Origin of the sequence: Marinobacter maroccanus (assembly GCF_002933275.1) — a bacterium.
GTDB lineage: Bacteria > Pseudomonadota > Gammaproteobacteria > Pseudomonadales > Oleiphilaceae > Marinobacter > Marinobacter maroccanus.
Map to the genome: position 1 here is coordinate 132,973 of NZ_PSSX01000001.1, position 19,410 is coordinate 152,382.

Genomic DNA, 19,410 nt, shown 5'->3' on the forward strand with positions numbered 1-19,410 from the left:
GTTGCAGGATGCTCCGGCCCAAACCTGACGAGACCGAAAATTCCATGAATGCTGAACAGATCATTGCTTCCCTCAAAGACCTGATGGCTAACGGCAATGCACCCGGCAAGGTGCTGACCGATCCGGCGGATCTGGACACCTACGGCAAGGACTGGACCAAGATCTATCCACCCAAGCCGTTGGCGATCGCGTTGCCCAAGACCACCGAGCAGGTTCAGGCTCTGGTGAAGTTTGCCAACGAGAATGAGGTGGCACTGGTGCCGTCCGGCGGTCGGACAGGTCTGAGTGCTGGCGCGGTGGCGGCCAACGGCGAAGTGGTTGTGGCGTTCGATAACATGAACCAGGTTCTGGATTTCAACGCCAGCGATCGAACCGTCCGTTGTCAGGCGGGCGTTGTTACCGAGCAGTTGCAGAATTTTGCCGAAGAGAATGGTCTTTATTACCCCGTGGACTTTGCTTCCGCCGGTTCCAGCCAACTCGGCGGCAACCTCTCTACCAACGCTGGCGGTATCAAGGTGATCCGCTATGGCATGAGCCGGGACTGGGTTGCCGGTCTCAAGGTTGTGACCGGTAAGGGCGATATTCTGGATCTGAACAAGGATCTTGAGAAGAACAACACGGGTTACGATCTCAGGCATCTGTTTATCGGCGCAGAGGGCACTCTGGGCTTTATCACCGAAGCCACCATGAAGCTGTCCCGTAAACCGGACAACCTAACGGTACTGGTACTTGGTCTGAACGACCTGACCAACACCATGGATGTGCTACAAACCTTCCAGAAGAAGATTGACCTTACCGCCTACGAATTCTTCTCCCATCAGGCCATGGGACATGTGCTGGCACATGGCCAGGTACAGGCGCCGTTTGAAACCGAGGCGCCTTACTACGCACTAATGGAGTTCGAATCTGTCTCCGACCAGGTGATGGACGACGCGATGGCCCTGTTCGAGCAGTGCGTGGAGAACGGCTGGGTGCTGGATGGTGTTATCAGCCAGAGCGAAACCCAGGCCCAGAATCTCTGGCAGTTGCGGGAGAGGATTTCCGAGTCGATCGCACCCCGCACGCCCTACAAGAACGACATTTCCGTGGTGGTTTCCAAAGTTCCCGGTTTCCTTCAGGAAATCGATGCGGTGGTCACCGAGCATTATCCTGACTTTGAGATTATCTGGTTCGGCCATATCGGCGATGGCAATCTGCACCTCAACATCCTCAAGCCAGAAGATATGACCAACGAGGATTTCTTCGAGAAGTGCCAGCAGGTCAACAAGTGGGTGTTCGAGATTGTCGAGCGCTACCAGGGCAGTGTGTCAGCCGAGCACGGCGTGGGTATGACCAAGAAGCCCTATCTGCACTACACGCGCAGTGAGGCGGAGATCGCCTATCTGAAGGGGATCAAACAGGTATTTGATCCCAAGGGCATCATGAACCCGGGCAAGATCTTCGACTGATGCAGGACCATATCGTTGTACTGACAGGCGCTGGCATCAGCGCCGAAAGCGGCCTCTCCACCTTTCGGGACAACGGAGGATTGTGGGAGCAGCACAGTGTCTACGATGTGGCCACGCCCGAGGCCTTTGCCCGGAACCAGGAACTCGTGTTGCGGTTCTACAATGATCGTCGGCGCCAGTTGAAAACCGCGCAACCCAATCAGGCCCACCGCATGCTTGCGGAACTGGAACAACGCTACCGGGTCACCGTGGTCACCCAGAACGTGGACGACCTCCACGAACGTGGCGGTGCCAGTAACGTAATCCATCTCCACGGCGAGCTCATCAAGGCCCGCAGTTCAAAGTACCCGGAGCTCGTCTACGAGATCGGTTACCGCGATATCAATCCGGGTGACACTTGCGACCGCGGGGCCCAGCTTCGCCCCCATATCGTCTGGTTCGGTGAGGAAGTTCCCATGTTGGAAAAAGCCGCCGACATTGTTCGTACGGCTGATCATCTGCTGATTGTCGGTACCTCGCTCCAGGTCTATCCGGCTGCCGGACTAGTTTACGAAGTGGACAGGGACGTGCCCATCACGGTGATCGACCCTGGAGAGCCTGCTTCGGTGTCCCGGGCCCGGTTTATTCGAAAAGGAGCCAGCGAGGGGATGGCCGAGTGGGTGAGTAGCCTGCGCTAGCTCTCCGCGCCAGCGTGCTCGGAAATCTGAAGGTATCTTTCCAGCTCTTCCCGAAATGCAGCCTGAACACCCAGTCTTTTCAGCATCCAGTAATGCCCGGCAATCATACGGTCGATAAAGATGCTTTCCACCGGCGGCTTGAAGTAGTCCAGGTATTTGAACACGGTGCTGGTCTTTTCTGCCACGCGCTTGTGGATGTCGGCCTCGGCAAAGTCGTAAGGTACGTCGCGCTGTTCAAAAGGTACTACCAGAATATCACGCCACATGGCGTAGTAGGCTTCATCTACCGCTGGCTGGCTGCCGACCCTCGCGCCAAGGTCAATCAGGTGGCGATCCAGCGCTTCGTAATCCTCATCCAGGGCTGAAACCAGGGCGTTCCGGTAGGCGTCGATGATTTCCGGCTTTAGCTTTTTCACGCAGCCGAAGTCGTACATGATAATCGAGCCGTCAGGGCGGTAGGCAAAGTTACCCGCGTGGGGATCGCCATGGATGCATTGGAAACGGAAAAGCTGATCGGCCATCAGGGTGAAGATCCGATGGCCGATCAGGTTGATGGTGTCCTGGTCGTAGCGTTCCTTGGTGACCTTGCTGACATGATCACCTTCAACCAGCTCCAGTGTCAGTACCCGGCGGGTTGAATGGCTCTTAGCCACGGCAGGAATGAGGACCCAGGGCTGGTCTTTATGGAACTCTCGGAACAGTTCTATGTTTCTCGCTTCGTTCTCGTAATCCAGCTCCTCCTTGAGCCGCTCCCGGATTTCAGCGAACAACCGGTCGACAGACTCCTTGGGCATTTTGAGCAGGCCACCGAGCCTCAGGGCCATACGTAGCTGTTTGAGATCGGAATCGCAGGATTCATCCACGCCTGGATACTGAATTTTTACGATAACATCGGTGCCATCGTGAAGCCGGGCCCGATGCACCTGGCCAATGGAAGCGGCGGCGTAGGGTTTTTCCTGCAGGTATTCAAAGAGCTCGGATACCGGTTTACCCAGTTCCGATTCGATCTGCTCCACGATGACTTCGAACGGCATGGGCGGCGCTTCTTTCTGGAGCTTTTCCAGCGCGTCCGAGAATTCCTTGGGTAGGAAATCCTGAGTCTGGGAGGCAATCTGCCCCACCTTCATGACCGCTCCTTTCAGTTCGCCCAAGGTGTCGGCAATCTGGTCGGCCATGCGGGTATAGCTTTCGCTCTGTGCGCCTTCATCATTCTCTGAGCGGAATAGTCGGCGCGCCCGCTGTCCTGCATACTGCCCTGCCACAGAGGCAGTCATGCCAGCGAGTTTGAAGAAGCGACCACGTCGGGAGGTTACCGGTTTCTTTGCCATAAACAGATGTACGCCTTTGACCGGATTTGGGTTTAGCCGGCCCTGCACGTTAAACCACTTTGGTCTCCACGAACAGCAGGTCTTCCAGTTCGAGCGAGAGCGTCTGGCCAGAGATCAGCGGTCCAACGCCTTTCGGAGTGCCCGTCAGCACCACATCCCCCGGCAGCAGGGTGAACTGGCTGCTGATATGGGCGATCAGAGGCACAATCGGGTTGAGCATGTCTCCGCTATCACCGGTTTGCTGGCGGCTGCCATCGATGTCCAGTGTGAAGTGGATGGGGCCACCGGAAAACTTATCGACTGAGACAAATGGCGACAGCGGGCAGGCACCATCGAAGCCCTTGGCCCGTTCCCATGGCTGGCCTTTCTCCTTGAGCGTGCTTTGCAGGTCCCGCAAGGTCAGGTCCAGCGCCAGGCCGTAGCCGAGGATGGCGGATTTTGCCTCGCTGGCTGACGCCCGGGTTAAAGGGCGACCGATGAGAACAGCCAGTTCTGTCTCGAAGTGAACCGCGCCCTGGTTTCTCGGGAAATCCAGGGGGCGGGTGAGATGCACCGCCGAGGTTGCGGGCTTGATAAACAGCAGGGGTTCATCCGGTACCGGGTTGTTGAGCTCCCGGGCATGCTCAGCGTAATTGCGACCAATGCAGACGATCTTCCCCAGCGGCAGGTGAACGGGCGTGCCGTCTTTCCAGTGGTGTTGGTAATCCTGCATGGTCGCCTCCTGTTTGCTGTGGATTATTCCCCTTCAAATGAGCAAACAGTATAAACCTGAAGGCCTTCGTCCTGCAGCTTGCGTGAGCCGCCGAGATCCGGGAGATCGATCATGGCGGCTACTTCCACAATTTCCGCGCCAATACGGCGGATCAGCCGGGTGGCGGCGAGCATAGTGCCACCGGTGGCAATCAGGTCGTCCACCAGAACTACTTTATCTCCCGGCTTGAACGCGTCCTTGTGCAGCTCAACGGAGGCCGTTCCGTATTCAAGCTCGTAATCCTCCACCAGGGTATCGAAGGGCAGCTTGCCTTTCTTTCGGACCAGCACGAGAGAGGCGTTGAGCTCATAGGCCAGTGCCGAGCCGATGATGAATCCGCGCGCGTCTACCGCTGCCACGGCATCAATCTTGTGGCCGTGATAGCGGTGTACAAAGGCATCAATCAGTTTCCGGAAGGCAGTCTTGTCCTGCAGTACCGTAGTGATATCGCGAAAGGCCACGCCGGGCTTCGGCCAGTCGGGGACCGTGCGAATGGCCTTTTTGATGCTCTCAGAAAAATAGTCCATAAACGTTCCGGTTAATGCTCTGGACGCGGATCAGGCCGCATCCAGGAAAATGAATTTCAGAACAAAGACAACGGCAATGATAACAACACTGACGTTCAGATCCGCCCAGCGGCCGCTCAGCGCTTTGAGGATGGCGTAGGTGATGAACCCCAAGGCGATACCGTTGGCGATGGAGAAGGTCAGCGGCATCATCAGGGCGGTGACTACTGCCGGAGCCGCGTCGGTTACGTCATCCCAGTCAATCAGTTTGAGGCCGCTGGCCATCAGAACCGCAACGTAAAGAAGCGCCGGGGCGGTGGCGTAGGCAGGAATGATGCTGGCAATGGGTGACAGAAGCAGACACGCCAGGAACAGTGCGGCAACAACCACAGCTGTCAGGCCGGTACGCCCACCGGCGGAAATACCCGCAGTGGACTCGATGTAGCTGGTGGTGGTCGAGGTACCGAGGGCAGCACCGGACATGGTCGCAACCGAATCCGACATCAGAGCACGGCCAAGACGTGGCAACTTGCCGTCCTTGTCCAGCAGTCCGCCGCGCTGGGCGGCTCCGATGAGCGTGCCGGACGTATCGAACAAATCGACAAACAGGAAGGCAAAGATCACGCTGATCATGCCGATGTTAAGAGCGCCGGCCAGGTCCAGCTGCATAAAGGTCGGTGCCAGGCTGGGCGGGGCGGAAACAAAGCCTTTGTACTCCACCATCCCGAGCGCCATGGCAGCGCCGGTAACCGCGATAATGCCAATCATGACGGCGCCGGTGACCTGCCGGAAAGACAGCGCGCAGATCAACAGGAAGCCGCCAAAGAACAGCAGGCTCTCTGCAACCTTCACTTCGCCCAGTCCCACGAGCGTGGCGGGGTGATCCACTACAATGCCGGCGTTCTTGAGCGCAATCAGGGCCAGGAAGAAGCCAATGCCGGCAGAAATGCCGAAGCGCAGGGACAAGGGGATGCTGTTAATGATCCATTCGCGAACCTTGAAAATGCTCAGCAGGAAGAACAGGAAGCCGGAAATGAACACTGCTCCCAATGCCACCTGCCAGCTGTAGCCCATACTGCCAACGACCGTGAAGGAGAAAAAGGCGTTCAACCCCATGCCCGGCGCCAGAGCGATCGGGTAGTTGGCCCAGAGTCCCATGATCAGGGTGCCGATAACGGCTGCAAGGCAGGTCGCAACGAAGACAGCCCCGAAGTCCATGCCGGTGGACGACAGGATGCTCGGGTTGACCACGATGATGTACGCCATGGTCAAAAAGGTCGTAATGCCCGCAACCACTTCTTTACGAACAGTGGTGCCGTGGGCCTGGAGTTGGAACAGTCGTTCAAGCATGACGGGTGTCTGCCTCACAGGATGCTGAAAGTTAGTGTTTGGAAGTCTGGTCTGTGCGGAAATCGTGAATTGCGTGAAAAAACGGCAATATTACCGGCTCATCTGTCCCAGGCCAAGGGATGATTGACAGTTCGTCAAGCTCAAGAAGCTGTTAGCTGCCGTTTGGATCCCGCTGCAGCCGGATATCAAACCGTACGGCCAGCATGCGCGCAATCACGATGAAAAGCAGGCCGATGGCCAGGGGCAGAGCTTCGTTATCAAGGAACCACTGGCACACGAAGTACAGCCAGCAACCGGCAAAGGAAATGGACGCGTAGATCTGGTCCTTGCGGAAGATGTAGGGCACTTCGTTACACAGGGTGTCTCGCAGTGCGCCGCCAAAGGTGCCGGTCATGACCCCGAGCAGGGAGGCGACAAACCACGAGTGTCCGAGGTCAAGAGCCAGCTGGGCACCAAGAATGGAAAAAACCCCGAGTCCGATGGCGTCCGGAAAGATGATTCTGGACTCTCGGAGCCGCTCAGCCCGTTTCCAGTAACTGAAGACAATAGCCATCGCCAGAATCAGCATGGGCTGTTCCTCATGCTTGATCCAGTAGAGCGGATGGTTATCCATGATCAGGTCCCGCAAGGTACCGCCGCCCAGTGCAGTGATAAATCCGATGGTAAACACACCCACAGGATCCATATTCTTGGCGCGGGCCACGATCATGCCGGAAATTGCGAATGCGACGATGCCAATCATTTCAAGAACGTAGATGATGTCGAACATGGCGAAATCCGGGAGAGGCGAAGAATGGCCTGATGGAGTAGTTTTGAGGGCGGAGGATAGCGGAAAACCCCCTTTTTTTCATCTACAGATCTGGTCTGGAAGGTCGTATGGCCAGCCGGGACTGTGATCCATAACGACACTTTCAAGCGTATCTTGCATTCATCTTACCTCTATCCTGTTGTACGGAGTTGTTATGTCCTTGATGCGTCTGGCCTATGCCAGTGAAGCCACGTTCGAAGCCAAGCCGGTGGAAAAAGGTGTAGAGCCTCACGTCGCGCGAATTTTGATGACTTCTCGTAAGAACAATGCCAAGGACCATTTGGTCGGTGGTCTTTATTACGGAAACGACCGCTTTTTCCAGTATCTGGAAGGTGATGAAGATGCAGTGCGCAGGACCTACGATCGTATTCTGAAAGATGAGCGCCATCGGAACGTCGTGACTCTCATTGAAGAGCCGCTCTCAAGCCGGACCTTTAGCAACTGGTCTATGAAGTATGTGCCGCTGTCCCGGGATGTCCGGAAGTTTCTGGACGAGCAGGGGCTGGAATCCTTTGAGCCCTCCTCTTTCACATCGGATCAGTGTGAGAAAATGATCGAACTCATACGCAACTCCAGCCAGGATCAGAATCTGGGTAGACGTGACGATCGTAAATCCGTCGGCGATGCGCCCCAGGTGTTGTCCTCCGGGATGAAAGTGGGCCTGATTGTGGCTGGCCTGGTTCTAGTAGGGGCTCTGGTGATCGGCGGGACCATGCTCTGATGGAATCGCTGTGAGCAATAAGCCTGGCTTATGCGTTTGGATAAAAGAACTTTATTTGCTTCATGATAAGACTCTGTTTAGCTTGACGGGTATCAAGCGCGGGCAAATCGCGCCTCAAACCTGATCAAACAAGAACGGAGAGCTCATGAAAGCCATCCTCTGTAAGGAATACGGCCCGGCCGAGAAGCTGGCCATTGAAGATGTTCCCAGTCCTGAGGTGAAAGGCCGCGGTGTAAAAGTACGCGTAAAAGCCGCCGGCCTGAATTTCCCGGACACCCTCATTATTGAAAACAAATATCAGTTGAAGCCGAGTCTGCCTTTTTCCCCGGGTGGTGAAATGGCGGGTGAGGTTATTGAGGTTGGTGACAAGGTAACCCGATTCAAAGTGGGGGACCGTGTCGCAGGGCTTACCGGTTATGGCGCTTTTGCCGAGGAAGTGATTGTGCCGGAGCAGAACCTGCTGCCAGTCCCTGATGGCATGTCTGATGAAAAAGCCGCCGCCTTCACCATGGTTTACGGAACCTCCTACTACGCGCTCAAACAGCGCGGCAACCTTCAGCCTGGTGAGACGCTTCTGGTACTCGGCGCGAGCGGCGGCGTTGGTCTGGCGACGGTCGAGCTCGGCAAGGCCATGGGCGCAAAGGTCATTGCGGCCGCCAGTTCCGCCGAAAAGCTTGCGGTTGCCAAGGAAGCCGGCGCCGACGAGCTGATCAACTACACCGAAGAGCCTCTCAAAGACGCCGTCAAGAAACTAACCCACAGCAAGGGCGTGGATGTGATCTACGACCCTGTTGGCGGTGACTTCACCGAACAGGCCCTCCGTGCCATGGGTTGGAATGGCCGCCACCTGATCATCGGTTTCGCCGCCGGTGACATCCCGAAGATCCCGGCGAATTTGACCCTTCTGAAGGGTTGTTCCGTGGTTGGCGTATTCTGGGGCAGCTTTACCCAACGCGAACCAGAGGCCAGTGCCCAGAACATGATGGAGCTGATGAAGCTTTATGCCGAAGGCAAAATTGATCCGAAGATCAGTGCGGTTTACGACTTCGAGGATTACGCAAAGGCGCTGGGAGCTTTGACCGAGCGCAAGGCGACGGGCAAGGTGGTGCTTAAGGTCGGCTCCTGAGTTTTATCGGAGCCTGAAAGCTTTGGGAGGTTGCCGGTTGGAAGCCCTTCCCAAAAACCGCTACGAGCACCCCTACGGCGTCCAGCCAGCAATCACAGATTGCTGTCGTTCGGCTGTCGCATGAAGCTTCGCTTCATAAACGCTCGGCCTCACCCATGTGCGCTTGGCGTCGGCCATCCATGGCCGCCGACATTTTTGGGAAGGGCTTCCAACCGGCAACTTCTGGCTTGAGAGAGGTATCGACTATATCAAAGCCTGACACCCTTGCATTTTGTAGGTCGGATTAGACGAAGTCGTAATCCGACAACGAATCCAATGGGCTTGTGTGTATGTGTCGGATTACGGCTGCGCCTAATCCGACCTACCGGACTATAACTCCGAGGTTTGAGCGCCGGCTTCGGGACATCTGCCCAAAAATGTAGAGGGCCAAGGATGGCCCGAAACAAGCGCACATGGACGTGCTCGTAGCGGTTTTTGGGCAGATGTCCCGAAGCTGGCAGTCCCCGAATCAATAAGGCTAGGGCAAAACGACCGGTCTAATCTCAAAAGCTAACATTCCCACCATCAATCTCCGAAACCAACTCCGGAGTGAGCAGGGTGTAACCGTCAGTCCGAGGCAACCAGGCGTATATGTTGTCACTGGAGTCTCCCAGCGAATAACCCGCTTTTTGGATATCCACCTTCCGGTACTTGAAGGTCCCGGTTTTCTCGATGGCTTGGGTTACTCGCACGAACACCGGCACTGCGTAGGCCGGCAGGTTATCCCGGAGATACTTGAATAACTTGTTGGCGTCGAACGCCCGGCCATTGCTCTGAGGTACGAGGGTTACCATGCCAGCCTTGCCGTTGGTGCCGGGAATCTCCACGCCGTAGACGATAGCTTCCTCGACCAATCCTGAGCCGTCGATGATGTTTTCCACCTCCGTCGTCGAGACATTCTCGCCCTTCCAGCGGAAGGTATCCCCCATGCGGTCAACGAACTGCAGATGGCCGCAGCCGATTTCTTTCAGGACATCGCCGGTATTGAACCAGGCGTCGCCTTTCTTGAAGGCGTTGCGGAGGATGGATTTTTCCGTGGCGTCTTGCTGGGTATAGCCCTCAAACGACCACTTCTCGGTGATCTCTCCGATCAATAGGCCGGGCTGGCCCTTGGCCACTTCCTTCATAAAGCCTTTGTCGTCACGAATTGGATCCCGAGTGCCATCGTGGAATTTCACCAGCTTGTAAGGGGCGGTGGAGAAACCCACGGTGTTATCCATGTTGAAGAAATTACTGAAACCGATGTTGCCTTCGCTGGAGGCATAGAGTTCCGCCACGGTTTCGATGCCGAAGCGTTCTTTGAATTCTTTCCAGATGGAGGGGCGAAGGCCGTTGCCGATCATTTTGGTGAGGCTGTGGTTCCGGTCCTGCTCGCTCGGCGGTTGATTCAACAGGTAGCGGCAGAGTTCGCCGACATAGCCGAACGTGGTGGCGTGGTAGCGGCGAACATCGTCCCAGAAGGCACTGGCGGAGAACTTGCGGCGCAGGGCAATAGCGGAGCCGCCGGCCAGCACGGAACCCCAGCAGACCAGCAGCGCGGTGCCGTGGTAGAGGGGCAGGGTGCAGTAGAGAACATCCTCCGGTTTCATGGCCAGAGACATCAGGCCGAAGCCGCCATAGGCCTTGATGAACTTTCGGTGCGAGCCCGGGGCGGCCTTGGGCAGGCCGGTAGTGCCGGAGGTGAACAGGTAGATGGCTGTGTCACCCATTGTCGGGGGATCGCTCAGAACCGGCTCATCACTGTTGAAGGTGCTTACTTCACTGGCCATGTTGGCGTAGCCGGCCGGAGAATCGCCAAAGGCGTTTAACGTGTTGGTATCCGCCAGAAACTGGAATGGCTGCGGATGGTCGGTCTTGATCCCTGTTTTTATGCCGTCAAAGGCCTCAGTCAGCTCTTCGCCCACAACAACCATTTTCGGTTCAATCAGGTTGATGCTGTGTTCGAGTACTTTGCCTTTCTGGGAGGTATTGAGCATGGCGCAGGCGACACCGAGTTTGGCGGCGCCGGCCACCACGGCAAGCAGTTCCGGACGGTTCTCCAGAAATAATGCAATGGCATCGCCTTTGGCGAGCCCCCGGTCCTGCAGGTAGCGGGCGATTCGGTTGGCCCAGCCATTGAGCTCGCTCCAGGTGATTGAGCGGTCCTCAAACAGGATAGCGGGTCGATTGCCAACACTCCCGGCGTTGCTTTCGATGAGTGTGCCCAGGGTCAGTTCCCGATTCTGATCTTTCAGGGAGTAGTAGTACAAACCCCGGGTAATGGCTGGCAGGCGACGAATGACGCCGGGCAGGCTGCGGGCGATGTCCAGTGCGGATACGTTGTCTTGGCTCATGGTCTTTCCATTGGTCCCTTTTATTGTGTGGACTATGAGCCCGTAACAACGCATGCCTTGGGCTCAGTCCAGAAACAGATCCGGCATCAGGGGCTTGTCGCCCGGTTCGTACCGGTAATGCTCGAAGTCAGTAATACCGTCCTGCCGGAGTAGGTCCTCGTCGATCAGGTTCTGCCCGGTCATGGTGTCAGGCGACCGGTTCAGGATGCTGACGGCGGCATCGGCCATGATGTCCGGCTTTCTGCCCTGGGCCATCATCTTCGGGCCGCCCACTTCAAACTCGATTGCCGCCGTGGCGATCAGGGTTTTCGGCCACAGTGTGTTAACTGCGATGCCGTAACGCTTGAATTCCTCCGCCATGCCCAGACTCAGCATCGTCATGGCGTATTTTGTGGTGGTGTAGGGGCCATGCTGGGCGAACCACCGGGTATTCAGGTTGAGAGGCGGCGACAGGCTCAGGATGTGGGCCTGGTCCGACTCTTTCAGCCAGGGCAGGGCGGCCTGGCTGCAGGCCATCACCGCCCGGGCATTGACCTGATGCATCAGGTCGTACCGGCTGACCTTGAGCTTTTCCACCCCGGTCAGCCGGATGGCGCCGGCGTTGTTCACCAGTGCGTCGATGCCGCCAAAATGTTCGCCAGCTTCATCGATACGCTGGCGAATCTGCTTCTCATCCCGGACATCCAGAACCAGGGGCAGTGCCCGGCCGCCGGCTTCGCGCACTTCCTCAGCTACGGTATGGATGGTGCCGGGTAGCTTCGGGTGTGGCGTGTCCGATTTGGCGGCGATCACCACGTTGGCGCCCTGTCGGGCACAGGCGAGGGCAATGGCCCGGCCGATGCCCCGGCTGGCGCCGGTAATAAAAACGGTGCGGTTACGCAATGTGCTCATGCGTTGCTCTCCTGTTCGGCCGTCTCGTTGGCGGTAATCTCAACCAGCAACTGGCTTCGTTTGACCTGGTCGCCTTTACTGGCATGAACCTCCCCGACAACGCCGTCGCGGTCGGCTTTCACTGGATGCTCCATTTTCATGGCTTCCAGAATCACCAGCGTATCGCCCTGGCGAACGCTGTGGCCAGCCTCAACCAATACATCGATGATGGCGCCATCCATGGTCGCCTGGATTCGGCCGCTGCCGGCACCACCGGCGCCCTGTGCAGGCTGGTGGGTCACATCCCGCACCGACCAGGATTGCCCGAACGCCTGCAAATATAGAGAATCGCCCTGGCGGTGATATTGGCAAGTCTGACGAATGCCGTTGTCGATTATGCATAACAGGCCATCGCGCTGGCTCTCCAGCACCAGGGTGTGGCGGGTTTCACCCATATTGAACGTCAACCGGTTGCCACTGCGGGTTACCAGTAACTCGACAGTGGTGTCACCGCTTTCCAGCTTGATCGGTGTCATGGTAGCCGGCGCATTGCTCCAGGCGCTCTGGCCTGAACTGCCATGGTCGAGTACGCAAGCGGCGAGGGCCAGTTGGCGAATGTCCAGAGTCTGCGGTTGCAGGGACGGGTCATCGCTGAAGGCCTGCTGCAGGAAGGCTGTGGTAGCTTCGCCTGCACCGAAGGTGTCGTTAGCGATGATCCGGCTCAGGAAGTGGCGGTTGGTGGTCACGCCGAACACCCTGGTGTCCTCCAGAGCTCGGATCAGGCGGCGACGGGCTTCATCGCGGTTCTGGCCCCAGGCAATGACCTTGGCCAGCATTGGGTCGTAGTGGGGCGTGATGCTGTCTCCGGAACGAACACCGGTGTCGTATCGAAGGCCTTCTCCCTCGGCAGGTTCAAATGCATAAAGGGGGCCGGTCTGGGGCGTAAAACCCTGGGCAGGGTCTTCGGCATAGAGCCGCACTTCAATTGCATGGCCATTCAGCTGGATCTCATCCTGGGTGAGCGGTAGCTCACGGCCTTCAGCGACGGTGAGCTGCCAGGCCACCAGGTCCTGGCCGGTGATCAGCTCGGTGACCGGATGCTCCACCTGCAGGCGGGTGTTCATCTCCAGGAAATAGAAATTCCGGTGTTTGTCGACCAGAAATTCGACGGTGCCGGCACCTTCGTAATGGCAGGCCAGGGCCGCTTTGACCGCAGCCTCGCCCATGGCCTGACGCAGTTCCGGTGTCACAAAGGGGGAGGGCGCTTCTTCGACTACTTTCTGGTGCCTGCGCTGTACAGAGCAGTCCCGCTCGCCCAGATAGACGGCGTTGCCGTGGCTATCGGCGAACACCTGAATTTCCACATGTCGAGGCTCGATCACGGCTTTCTCGAGGATCAACTCGTCGTCGCCGAAGGCCTGCTTCGACTCGGAGCGGGCCCGTTTGATGTTGTCGGCCAGCTCGGATTCGCTTTCAACCAACCGCATACCGCGGCCGCCGCCGCCGGCCGAGGCTTTGATCATCAGGGGGTAGCCGATGTCTTTGGCGGCGGCGATGAGTTCGTCGTCGCTGGCGTTGTTGCCTTCGTAACCGGGCACCACGGGCACTCCGGCTTCCTGCATGGCGATTTTGGATCGGCGCTTGCTGCCCATAAGCTCGATGGCCGATGCTGGCGGGCCAACGAAGACCAGGCCGGCGTCTTTGCAGGCGTTGGCGAAGGCGGCATTTTCGGAGAGGAAGCCGTAGCCGGGGTGGATGCAGTCGGCTCCGGTTTTGCGGGCGGCTTCAAGAATAGCATCGCTGTTCAGGTAGGAGGCGGACACCTGAGCTGGGCCAATGCAGACGGCTTCGTCGGCCAGTTCAACGTGCATGGCTTTGGCGTCGGCTTTGGAGTAGACGGCCACGGTGCGGTAACCCAGAGCTTTGGCAGTGCGGATAACCCGAACTGCGATTTCGCCGCGGTTGGCTATTAACAGTTTCTTTAGCATGGTGCTGGTCTCATTGTTTTGTGCCAGTCCGCGAGCGGGCGTGGGGAGGCTTTCAGGAAACCGCTACGAGCACATCCATGTGCGCTTGGCGTCGGCCATCCGTGGCCGCCGACATTTCCTGAAAGCCTCCCCACACCCGCTCGCTCCCCCGTAACTTAGTCGTTGGATTCTGCCCAGGCTGGCTGCCGCTTTTGCATGAAAGCCATGGTGCCCTCGGTTCCTTCGCTTCCACGGATGGCGTCAGCAAACTTTTCTGCAGCGCTGTCGAGCAGGCCGCCCATGGGTTCATGGCCCACCCGATGAAGTAGAGCCTTGGTTTCAGCCGTAGCTACCGGAGCGCAATGGCGAACACGATCCAGAGCGCTTTTCAGCATACCTTCCAGTTCATCATCCGAAGCGGCCGCCTGGTGAACGATTCCGAGACTGCAAGCCTCGGTCGCATCGATTCTCAAACCGAGCAGGGCCAGTCGCCGGGCCTGTGTGAGGCCGATTCGTTCAACCACGAACGGTGCAATCTGGGCGGGAATGACGCCGAGGGAGGTTTCCGGCATGCCGAATTTTGCCGTTGGCCCGGCGATGGCGACGTCGGAAACGCAGGCCAGGCCGAAACCGCCGCCCATGACGGCGCCTTCGGTGACCGCGACAACGACTTTTGAGGATTCGTTGACCTGTTGGATCATCTGGCCGAAGGCCCGGTTCAGGCGGTAGAACGGATCGGCCTCGCCTTCGGCAGCTTTCTGGCCCCGGGCACCGGCCATGTCTTTGATATCGCCACCGGCACAGAAATGACCACCGGCGCCCCGGATTACGACGGCACGGATGTGCAGGTCGCTTTCGATCTGCGTAAATACGGCCGAAAGCTCCGCCACCATTTCCAGGCTCATGGCGTTGCGGACGTCAGGCCGGTTGATGGTGATAAACAGGGCGGGGCCCTGTTTTTCCAGTAAAAGTGTTTCGCATTGTGGTAGCTGGTCCATACATAACTCCACTATTTTGGTTTGGAGCCAGCAGGCTTTCAGAGCCTGTCGATTCGTAGGTCGGATTAGCCAAAGGCGTAATCCGACAACCCAAGTCCGGGGCCGGCAGGCCGGTAGTTCTGTCCAGGACCGTTGAGGGCCATGGATGGCCCGATCGAGCCCTACACGGACGTACTTGCGGGCGTGTCCTGGACAGAACTACCGGCCTGACGGCCATGCACCGTATGTCAGTCGCGCTTCTTGCCCGGCAAAGTCCCCATCATCTTGCAGATAATCCCGAGCATGATTTCATCGGCACCACCGCCGATGGACACCAGCCGAACATCCCGGTGTGCCCGGGAAATCGGGTTATCCCACATATAGCCGTTGCCACCCCAGTACTGCAGGCAGCTGTCCGTTACTTCACGCCCCAGACGCCCGGCCTTGAGCTTGGCCATGGAAGCGAGGCGGGTCACATCCTTGCCGTCAACGTGTAACTCGCAAGCCTGGTAGGTGAGGGCGCGCAGGGCCTCTACCTCGGTTTGCAGCTCGGCCAGGCGGAAGTGGATCACCTGGTTATCGATCAGCGGCTGGCCGAAGGTCTTGCGCTCGCGGCAGTATTCGATGGTCTTGGTGATGCAGTTTTCCAACGCCTTGATCACGTTGGCGGCACCCCACAGGCGCTCCTCCTGGAACTGCAGCATCTGCATCATGAAGCCGGTGCCCTCGGCGCCAATGCGGTAACGCTGGGGAACGCGGACATCATCAAAGAAGATCTGCGCCGTTTCCGAGGAGCGCATGCCCAGTTTGTTCAGATGCGGGCTGAAGGAGATGCCCGGAGTTTTGGTGGGCACCACGATCAGGGATTTGTTCTTGTGGGGCTTGTCGTCCGAGGTGTTGGCCAGCAGGCAGATGAAGTCGGACTTGGGGCTGTTGGTGATCCACATCTTGGAGCCGTTGATGATGTAGTCGTCACCGTCTTTCCTGGCGGTGGTTTTCATCCCAGCTACATCAGAACCCGCGCCAACCTCGCTGACGCCAATGCATCCCACCATATCGCCGGCAATAGCCGGGGCCAGGAAGCTGCGTTTCAGTTCATCGGAACCAAACCGGGAAATGGCCGGCGTACACATATCGGTCTGAACCCCGATGGCCAGCGGAACGCCACCACAATGGGCCATGCCCAGTTCTTCAGCCGCTACCAGATTGTAGCTGTAATCCAGCCCCATACCGCCGTATTCCTCCGGCTTCTGGATGCCCAGGATTCCCAGGTTGCCAAGCTTTTTGAAAAGCTCATGAATCGGGAATTCCCCGGCGGCTTCCCATTCGTCGCAGTGGGGATTGATTTCCTTCTCCACGAAATCGCGGACGGTTTTTCGGAGGGCTTCGTGTTCGGCTGTGAATTTCACGTTTTTGTTCTCCTGGGTGTTAGTTCGTGCCTTCTGTGGTTCGGAGCACGTTCTTTAACTTGGGTGGCGGCTGTGTGGGACGGGTTTCAGAAAACCGCTACGAGCACATCCATGTGCGCTTGTTTCGGGCCATCCTTGGCCCTCTACATTTTCTGAAACCCGTCCCACACAGCCGCCAAGGTCTGCAAATTTGTTGCTGCCTGTTGGCAGTTTTGTTGTTTTTGTAGGTCGGGTTAGCCGAAGGCGTAACCCGACAGATTGGCTGACTGGCCTGGCTTTTTTGTCGGATTACGCCTTCGGCTAATCCGACCTACGGTTGTTTTTTCGCACGCTGCGGCTGAAAAGCATGCTGGCTAAAAGCGTGACCTCTGCGTTTCGACGAACCGGTTGGGCCCCCCTGTCCAAAATGTCGGCGGCCAAGGATGGCCGACGCCAAGCGCACATGGATGTGCTCGTAGCGTTTTTTGGACAGGGGGGCCCAACCGGTTCCTCCCGAAAAACTCGCAGGCCAACAGGCGAGCCCCACCAAAGCTCGAAGGCTCAAAGGCGGGCCACCCCAAACGTATTAGGCCGCAACTGCCGAGCTTCAGCCTCCCGGCAAACGTCCAGAACCAGAGCCAGAACGCGCCGCGTATCCCGAGGATCAATCAGCCCGTCATCCCACAATCGGGCCGTTCCAAACAGCGCCGTGGAGCCTTCCTCCAGTTTCTTCGCCGTGGCCTGCTCCAGGAAATCCAGTGTCTTCGGATCCGGCTCCATGCCGCCGCGACGTTGCTTGTCCTCTGCCACAATACGCATCACCTTGCCCGCCTGCGCCGGGCCCATCACCGCCGTGCGGCTGTTAGGCCAGGCGAAGATAAACCTTGGGTCCAGACCACGCCCGCACATGGCGTAGTTACCTGCACCATAGGAACCGCCGATCACAATTGCGACCTTTGGCACCCGGCAATTGGCCACCGCCTGGATCATTTTCGAGCCGTGTTTGATGATGCCGTTCTGCTCCGAGTGTGTGCCCACCATGAAACCGGTGGTGTTATGCAGGAACAGCAGGGGCGTTCCGGCCTGGTCGCAGAGCTGGATGAACTGGGCGGCCTTGGCAGAGCCTGCCGGAGTGATCGGGCCGTTATTGCCGATAATGCCAACGGAGTGACCCTCGATCCGGATGGTGCCGCAGACGGTCTGGTCGTCGAACTCGTTCTTGAAATCCATGAACTTTGAACCGTCGGCGATGCGGGCAAGGATTTCGCGCACGTCGTAGGGTTTCTTGGAATCCGCCGGAATCACGCCCAGCAATTCGTCGGCCGGATAGAGCGGTTCCTCCCATTGAAGCTCTCGCCGGGGCGGCAGTTGCTCGTTCCAGGGCAGGGCCTCAAGGATGTTTCTGGCCTGGCGGATGCCGTCGGCGTCGTCTTCGGCCAGGTACTCTGCTGTCCCAGCTACCGTGGCATGCATCTCCGCGCCGCCGAGTTCCTCATCGGTCGCTACTTCACCCGTGGCGGCTTTGAGCAGTGGCGGGCCGGCGAGGAACATCTTGGCTTGCTCGCGCACCACGATCACATAGTCCGACAGACCCGGCTGATAGGCGCCGCCTGCCGTGGCGTTGCCGTGGACCACGGTGACCTGCGGAATGCCGGCGGCAGACATGCGAGCCTGGTTGGCAAAGCCCCGGGCGCCCAGCACGAAAATATCGGTAGCATAGTTAAGGTTGGCGCCGCCGCTTTCGGACATGGACACGATGGGAAGCTTGTTCTCCATGGCGATCTGTTGCAGCCGCAGCGTCTTGTCCAGGCCGGCCGGGGTAATGGTGCCGCCTTTGATGGCGCTGTTGCTGGCAACGACGAGGCAGCGAATACCACTGACATAGCCGATACCGGCGATGATGTTACCGCCGGCCATGCTGCCGTCCTTGTCATCGTGCATCTTGTAGCCGGCAAGGGAGCAGAGTTCCAGGAAAGGCGTGCCACGGTCCAGCAGCCGGTTAATGCGGTCCCTCGGGAGCAGCTTGCCCCGCTTGGTGAACTTCTCCCGAGCGGCCTCCGCCAGGTCCAGGACCTTCTGTTCCACATCCCGAAACGTGGTGATGTGCGCTTCCATGGCTTCGGCGTTGGCGCGAAAGTCCTCGGACCGGGAGCTTACGGTGGATTCAAGTACCTGCATGTTCGCTCCTCAGTCGTCGCTCAGAACTTTCGGGGTGACAGCCCGATGAAAGCCGTTGTAGGGCTCGTTGTTCTTAGCCTTCGGCAACGGCCACACCCGGCCGCCCTGGGAGGCGCCGCCATCGATTCGCAAGCAGTCGCCGCTGATAAACGCCGCCCCCGGGCTGAGCAGAAAACAGATGGCCGAGCTGACTTCGGATTCGGTACCCATCCGCTTGATGGGCACGTTATCGCCAAGACTGCGGATCCACTGCTTCATGTGTTCGGGGTAGTTGTCCATGCCGCTGGAGGCGATCCAGCCCGGAGCAACTGCATTCACCCGAACGCCGGAAGCGCCCCACTCAACCGCGGCAGTCTGGGTAAAGTTCACCATCCCGGCCCTGGCCGCGCCCGAATGCCCCATGCCCGGCATGCCGCCCCACATATCAGCGACGATATTGACGATGGCACCCCCAGTTTTCGACAGTGCCTGGGTGTAGGCTTCCCGGGCCATCAGAAAGCCGCCGGTCAGATTGGTGCGCACCACCGTCTCCCAGCCCTTCTGGTTGATCCCCGTCAGCGGCGCCTGAAACTGCCCGCCGGCGTTGTTCACCAAACCATTCAGGCCGCCATGTTCGGCAATAATCGATTTGACGGTGGCTTTCACCGATTCCTCTTCCCGGATATCGCAGACATGGGCTGAGGCAATGCCGCCGTCCTCGATGATCTCCGCTGTTACCGATTCCACCTTCTCGACTTTACGGCCCACCAGGGCAACCCGCGCTCCGAGGGCGGCAAGCTCGTGGGCCGTGCACCGGCCGATGCCGGAGCCGCCGCCAGTAACGATAAACACCTGGCCTTTAAACAGGTCCGGATGAAAAACAGATTGATAGCTCATATCTCGAAAACCTTTCCCAATGTTCGGGCGTTCGGGCCGCTGGCCCCTCCCGGGACTGTGAGCAGCA

At 58.2% G+C, this 19,410-nt stretch carries 16 protein-coding genes; 4 read left to right on the forward strand and 12 right to left on the reverse strand.

Annotation, left to right across the window (positions count from 1 at the left end):
- The first annotated feature begins 44 nt into the window (after positions 1 to 44).
- Together KEHDKFFH_RS00660 and KEHDKFFH_RS00665 are read left to right on the forward strand one after the other, a co-directional pair.
- Positions 45 to 1,448, forward strand: coding sequence for an FAD-binding oxidoreductase (locus tag KEHDKFFH_RS00660; RefSeq protein WP_104320469.1), 1,404 nt, complete (start codon positions 45 to 47; stop codon positions 1,446 to 1,448).
- Positions 1,448 to 2,125: an SIR2 family NAD-dependent protein deacylase gene (locus tag KEHDKFFH_RS00665; RefSeq protein WP_104320139.1), complete on the forward strand. Its 678-nt coding sequence runs from the start codon at positions 1,448 to 1,450 to the stop codon at positions 2,123 to 2,125. Before KEHDKFFH_RS00660 ends, KEHDKFFH_RS00665 begins: the two co-directional genes overlap by 1 nt.
- On the opposite strand, the gene KEHDKFFH_RS00670 is transcribed toward KEHDKFFH_RS00665, so the two are convergent.
- The 5 genes from KEHDKFFH_RS00670 to KEHDKFFH_RS00690 form a co-directional block, all read right to left on the reverse strand.
- Positions 2,122 to 3,453: an ABC1 kinase family protein gene (locus tag KEHDKFFH_RS00670; RefSeq protein WP_104320140.1), complete on the reverse strand. Its 1,332-nt coding sequence runs from the start codon at positions 3,451 to 3,453 to the stop codon at positions 2,122 to 2,124. The genes KEHDKFFH_RS00665 and KEHDKFFH_RS00670 overlap by 4 nt on opposite strands.
- A gap of 49 nt (positions 3,454 to 3,502) precedes the next feature.
- On the reverse strand, positions 3,503 to 4,165 hold the full coding sequence (locus KEHDKFFH_RS00675; protein ID WP_104320141.1) for a fumarylacetoacetate hydrolase family protein: 663 nt from the start codon (positions 4,163 to 4,165) through the stop codon (positions 3,503 to 3,505).
- A 23-nt stretch (positions 4,166 to 4,188) separates the two neighbouring features.
- Positions 4,189 to 4,731 (reverse strand): adenine phosphoribosyltransferase, encoded by a 543-nt coding sequence (locus KEHDKFFH_RS00680; RefSeq protein WP_064228603.1) that lies wholly within the window; start codon positions 4,729 to 4,731, stop codon positions 4,189 to 4,191.
- Positions 4,732 to 4,761: 30 nt separating this feature from the next.
- Complete coding sequence (locus KEHDKFFH_RS00685) at positions 4,762 to 6,060, reverse strand: NCS2 family permease (RefSeq protein WP_104320142.1); 1,299 nt, start codon at positions 6,058 to 6,060, stop codon at positions 4,762 to 4,764.
- A 151-nt stretch (positions 6,061 to 6,211) separates the two neighbouring features.
- The gene (locus tag KEHDKFFH_RS00690) at positions 6,212 to 6,829 is read right to left on the reverse strand and encodes a trimeric intracellular cation channel family protein (protein WP_104320143.1); all 618 of its coding nucleotides are present in this window, start codon (positions 6,827 to 6,829) and stop codon (positions 6,212 to 6,214) included.
- Between the two features lie 193 nt (positions 6,830 to 7,022).
- On the opposite strand from KEHDKFFH_RS00690, the gene KEHDKFFH_RS00695 reads away from it, so the two are divergent.
- Both KEHDKFFH_RS00695 and KEHDKFFH_RS00700 read left to right on the forward strand, forming a co-directional pair.
- Positions 7,023 to 7,589, forward strand: coding sequence for a BLUF domain-containing protein (locus tag KEHDKFFH_RS00695; RefSeq protein ID WP_104320144.1), 567 nt, complete (start codon positions 7,023 to 7,025; stop codon positions 7,587 to 7,589).
- Between the two features lie 145 nt (positions 7,590 to 7,734).
- Entirely contained in the window at positions 7,735 to 8,715 is a 981-nt protein-coding gene (locus KEHDKFFH_RS00700; RefSeq protein ID WP_104320145.1) for an NADPH:quinone oxidoreductase family protein, read from the forward strand.
- Positions 8,716 to 9,257: 542 nt separating this feature from the next.
- Here KEHDKFFH_RS00700 and KEHDKFFH_RS00705 read toward each other — a convergent pair.
- From KEHDKFFH_RS00705 to KEHDKFFH_RS00735, 7 genes are all read right to left on the reverse strand, one after another.
- Complete coding sequence (locus KEHDKFFH_RS00705) at positions 9,258 to 11,087, reverse strand: long-chain-acyl-CoA synthetase (RefSeq protein WP_104320146.1); 1,830 nt, start codon at positions 11,085 to 11,087, stop codon at positions 9,258 to 9,260.
- A gap of 63 nt (positions 11,088 to 11,150) precedes the next feature.
- Entirely contained in the window at positions 11,151 to 11,978 is an 828-nt protein-coding gene (locus tag KEHDKFFH_RS00710; RefSeq protein ID WP_104320147.1) for an SDR family oxidoreductase, read from the reverse strand.
- Positions 11,975 to 13,945 carry an acetyl/propionyl/methylcrotonyl-CoA carboxylase subunit alpha gene (locus KEHDKFFH_RS00715; RefSeq protein ID WP_104320148.1) on the reverse strand — a complete coding sequence of 657 codons (1,971 nt, stop codon included), beginning with the start codon at positions 13,943 to 13,945 and terminating at the stop codon, positions 11,975 to 11,977. The genes KEHDKFFH_RS00710 and KEHDKFFH_RS00715 overlap by 4 nt, the downstream gene beginning before the upstream one ends.
- Before the next feature lie 155 nt (positions 13,946 to 14,100).
- Entirely contained in the window at positions 14,101 to 14,922 is an 822-nt protein-coding gene (locus tag KEHDKFFH_RS00720) for an enoyl-CoA hydratase/isomerase family protein (RefSeq protein WP_104320149.1), read from the reverse strand.
- Positions 14,923 to 15,149: 227 nt separating this feature from the next.
- Positions 15,150 to 16,310, reverse strand: coding sequence for a citronellyl-CoA dehydrogenase (gene atuD, locus KEHDKFFH_RS00725; protein ID WP_104320150.1), 1,161 nt, complete (start codon positions 16,308 to 16,310; stop codon positions 15,150 to 15,152).
- Positions 16,311 to 16,850: 540 nt separating this feature from the next.
- Entirely contained in the window at positions 16,851 to 18,467 is a 1,617-nt protein-coding gene (locus KEHDKFFH_RS00730) for an acyl-CoA carboxylase subunit beta (RefSeq protein ID WP_104320151.1), read from the reverse strand.
- Between the two features lie 9 nt (positions 18,468 to 18,476).
- Positions 18,477 to 19,343: an SDR family oxidoreductase gene (locus tag KEHDKFFH_RS00735; RefSeq protein WP_104320152.1), complete on the reverse strand. Its 867-nt coding sequence runs from the start codon at positions 19,341 to 19,343 to the stop codon at positions 18,477 to 18,479.
- Between the last annotated feature and the right edge of the window lie 67 nt (positions 19,344 to 19,410).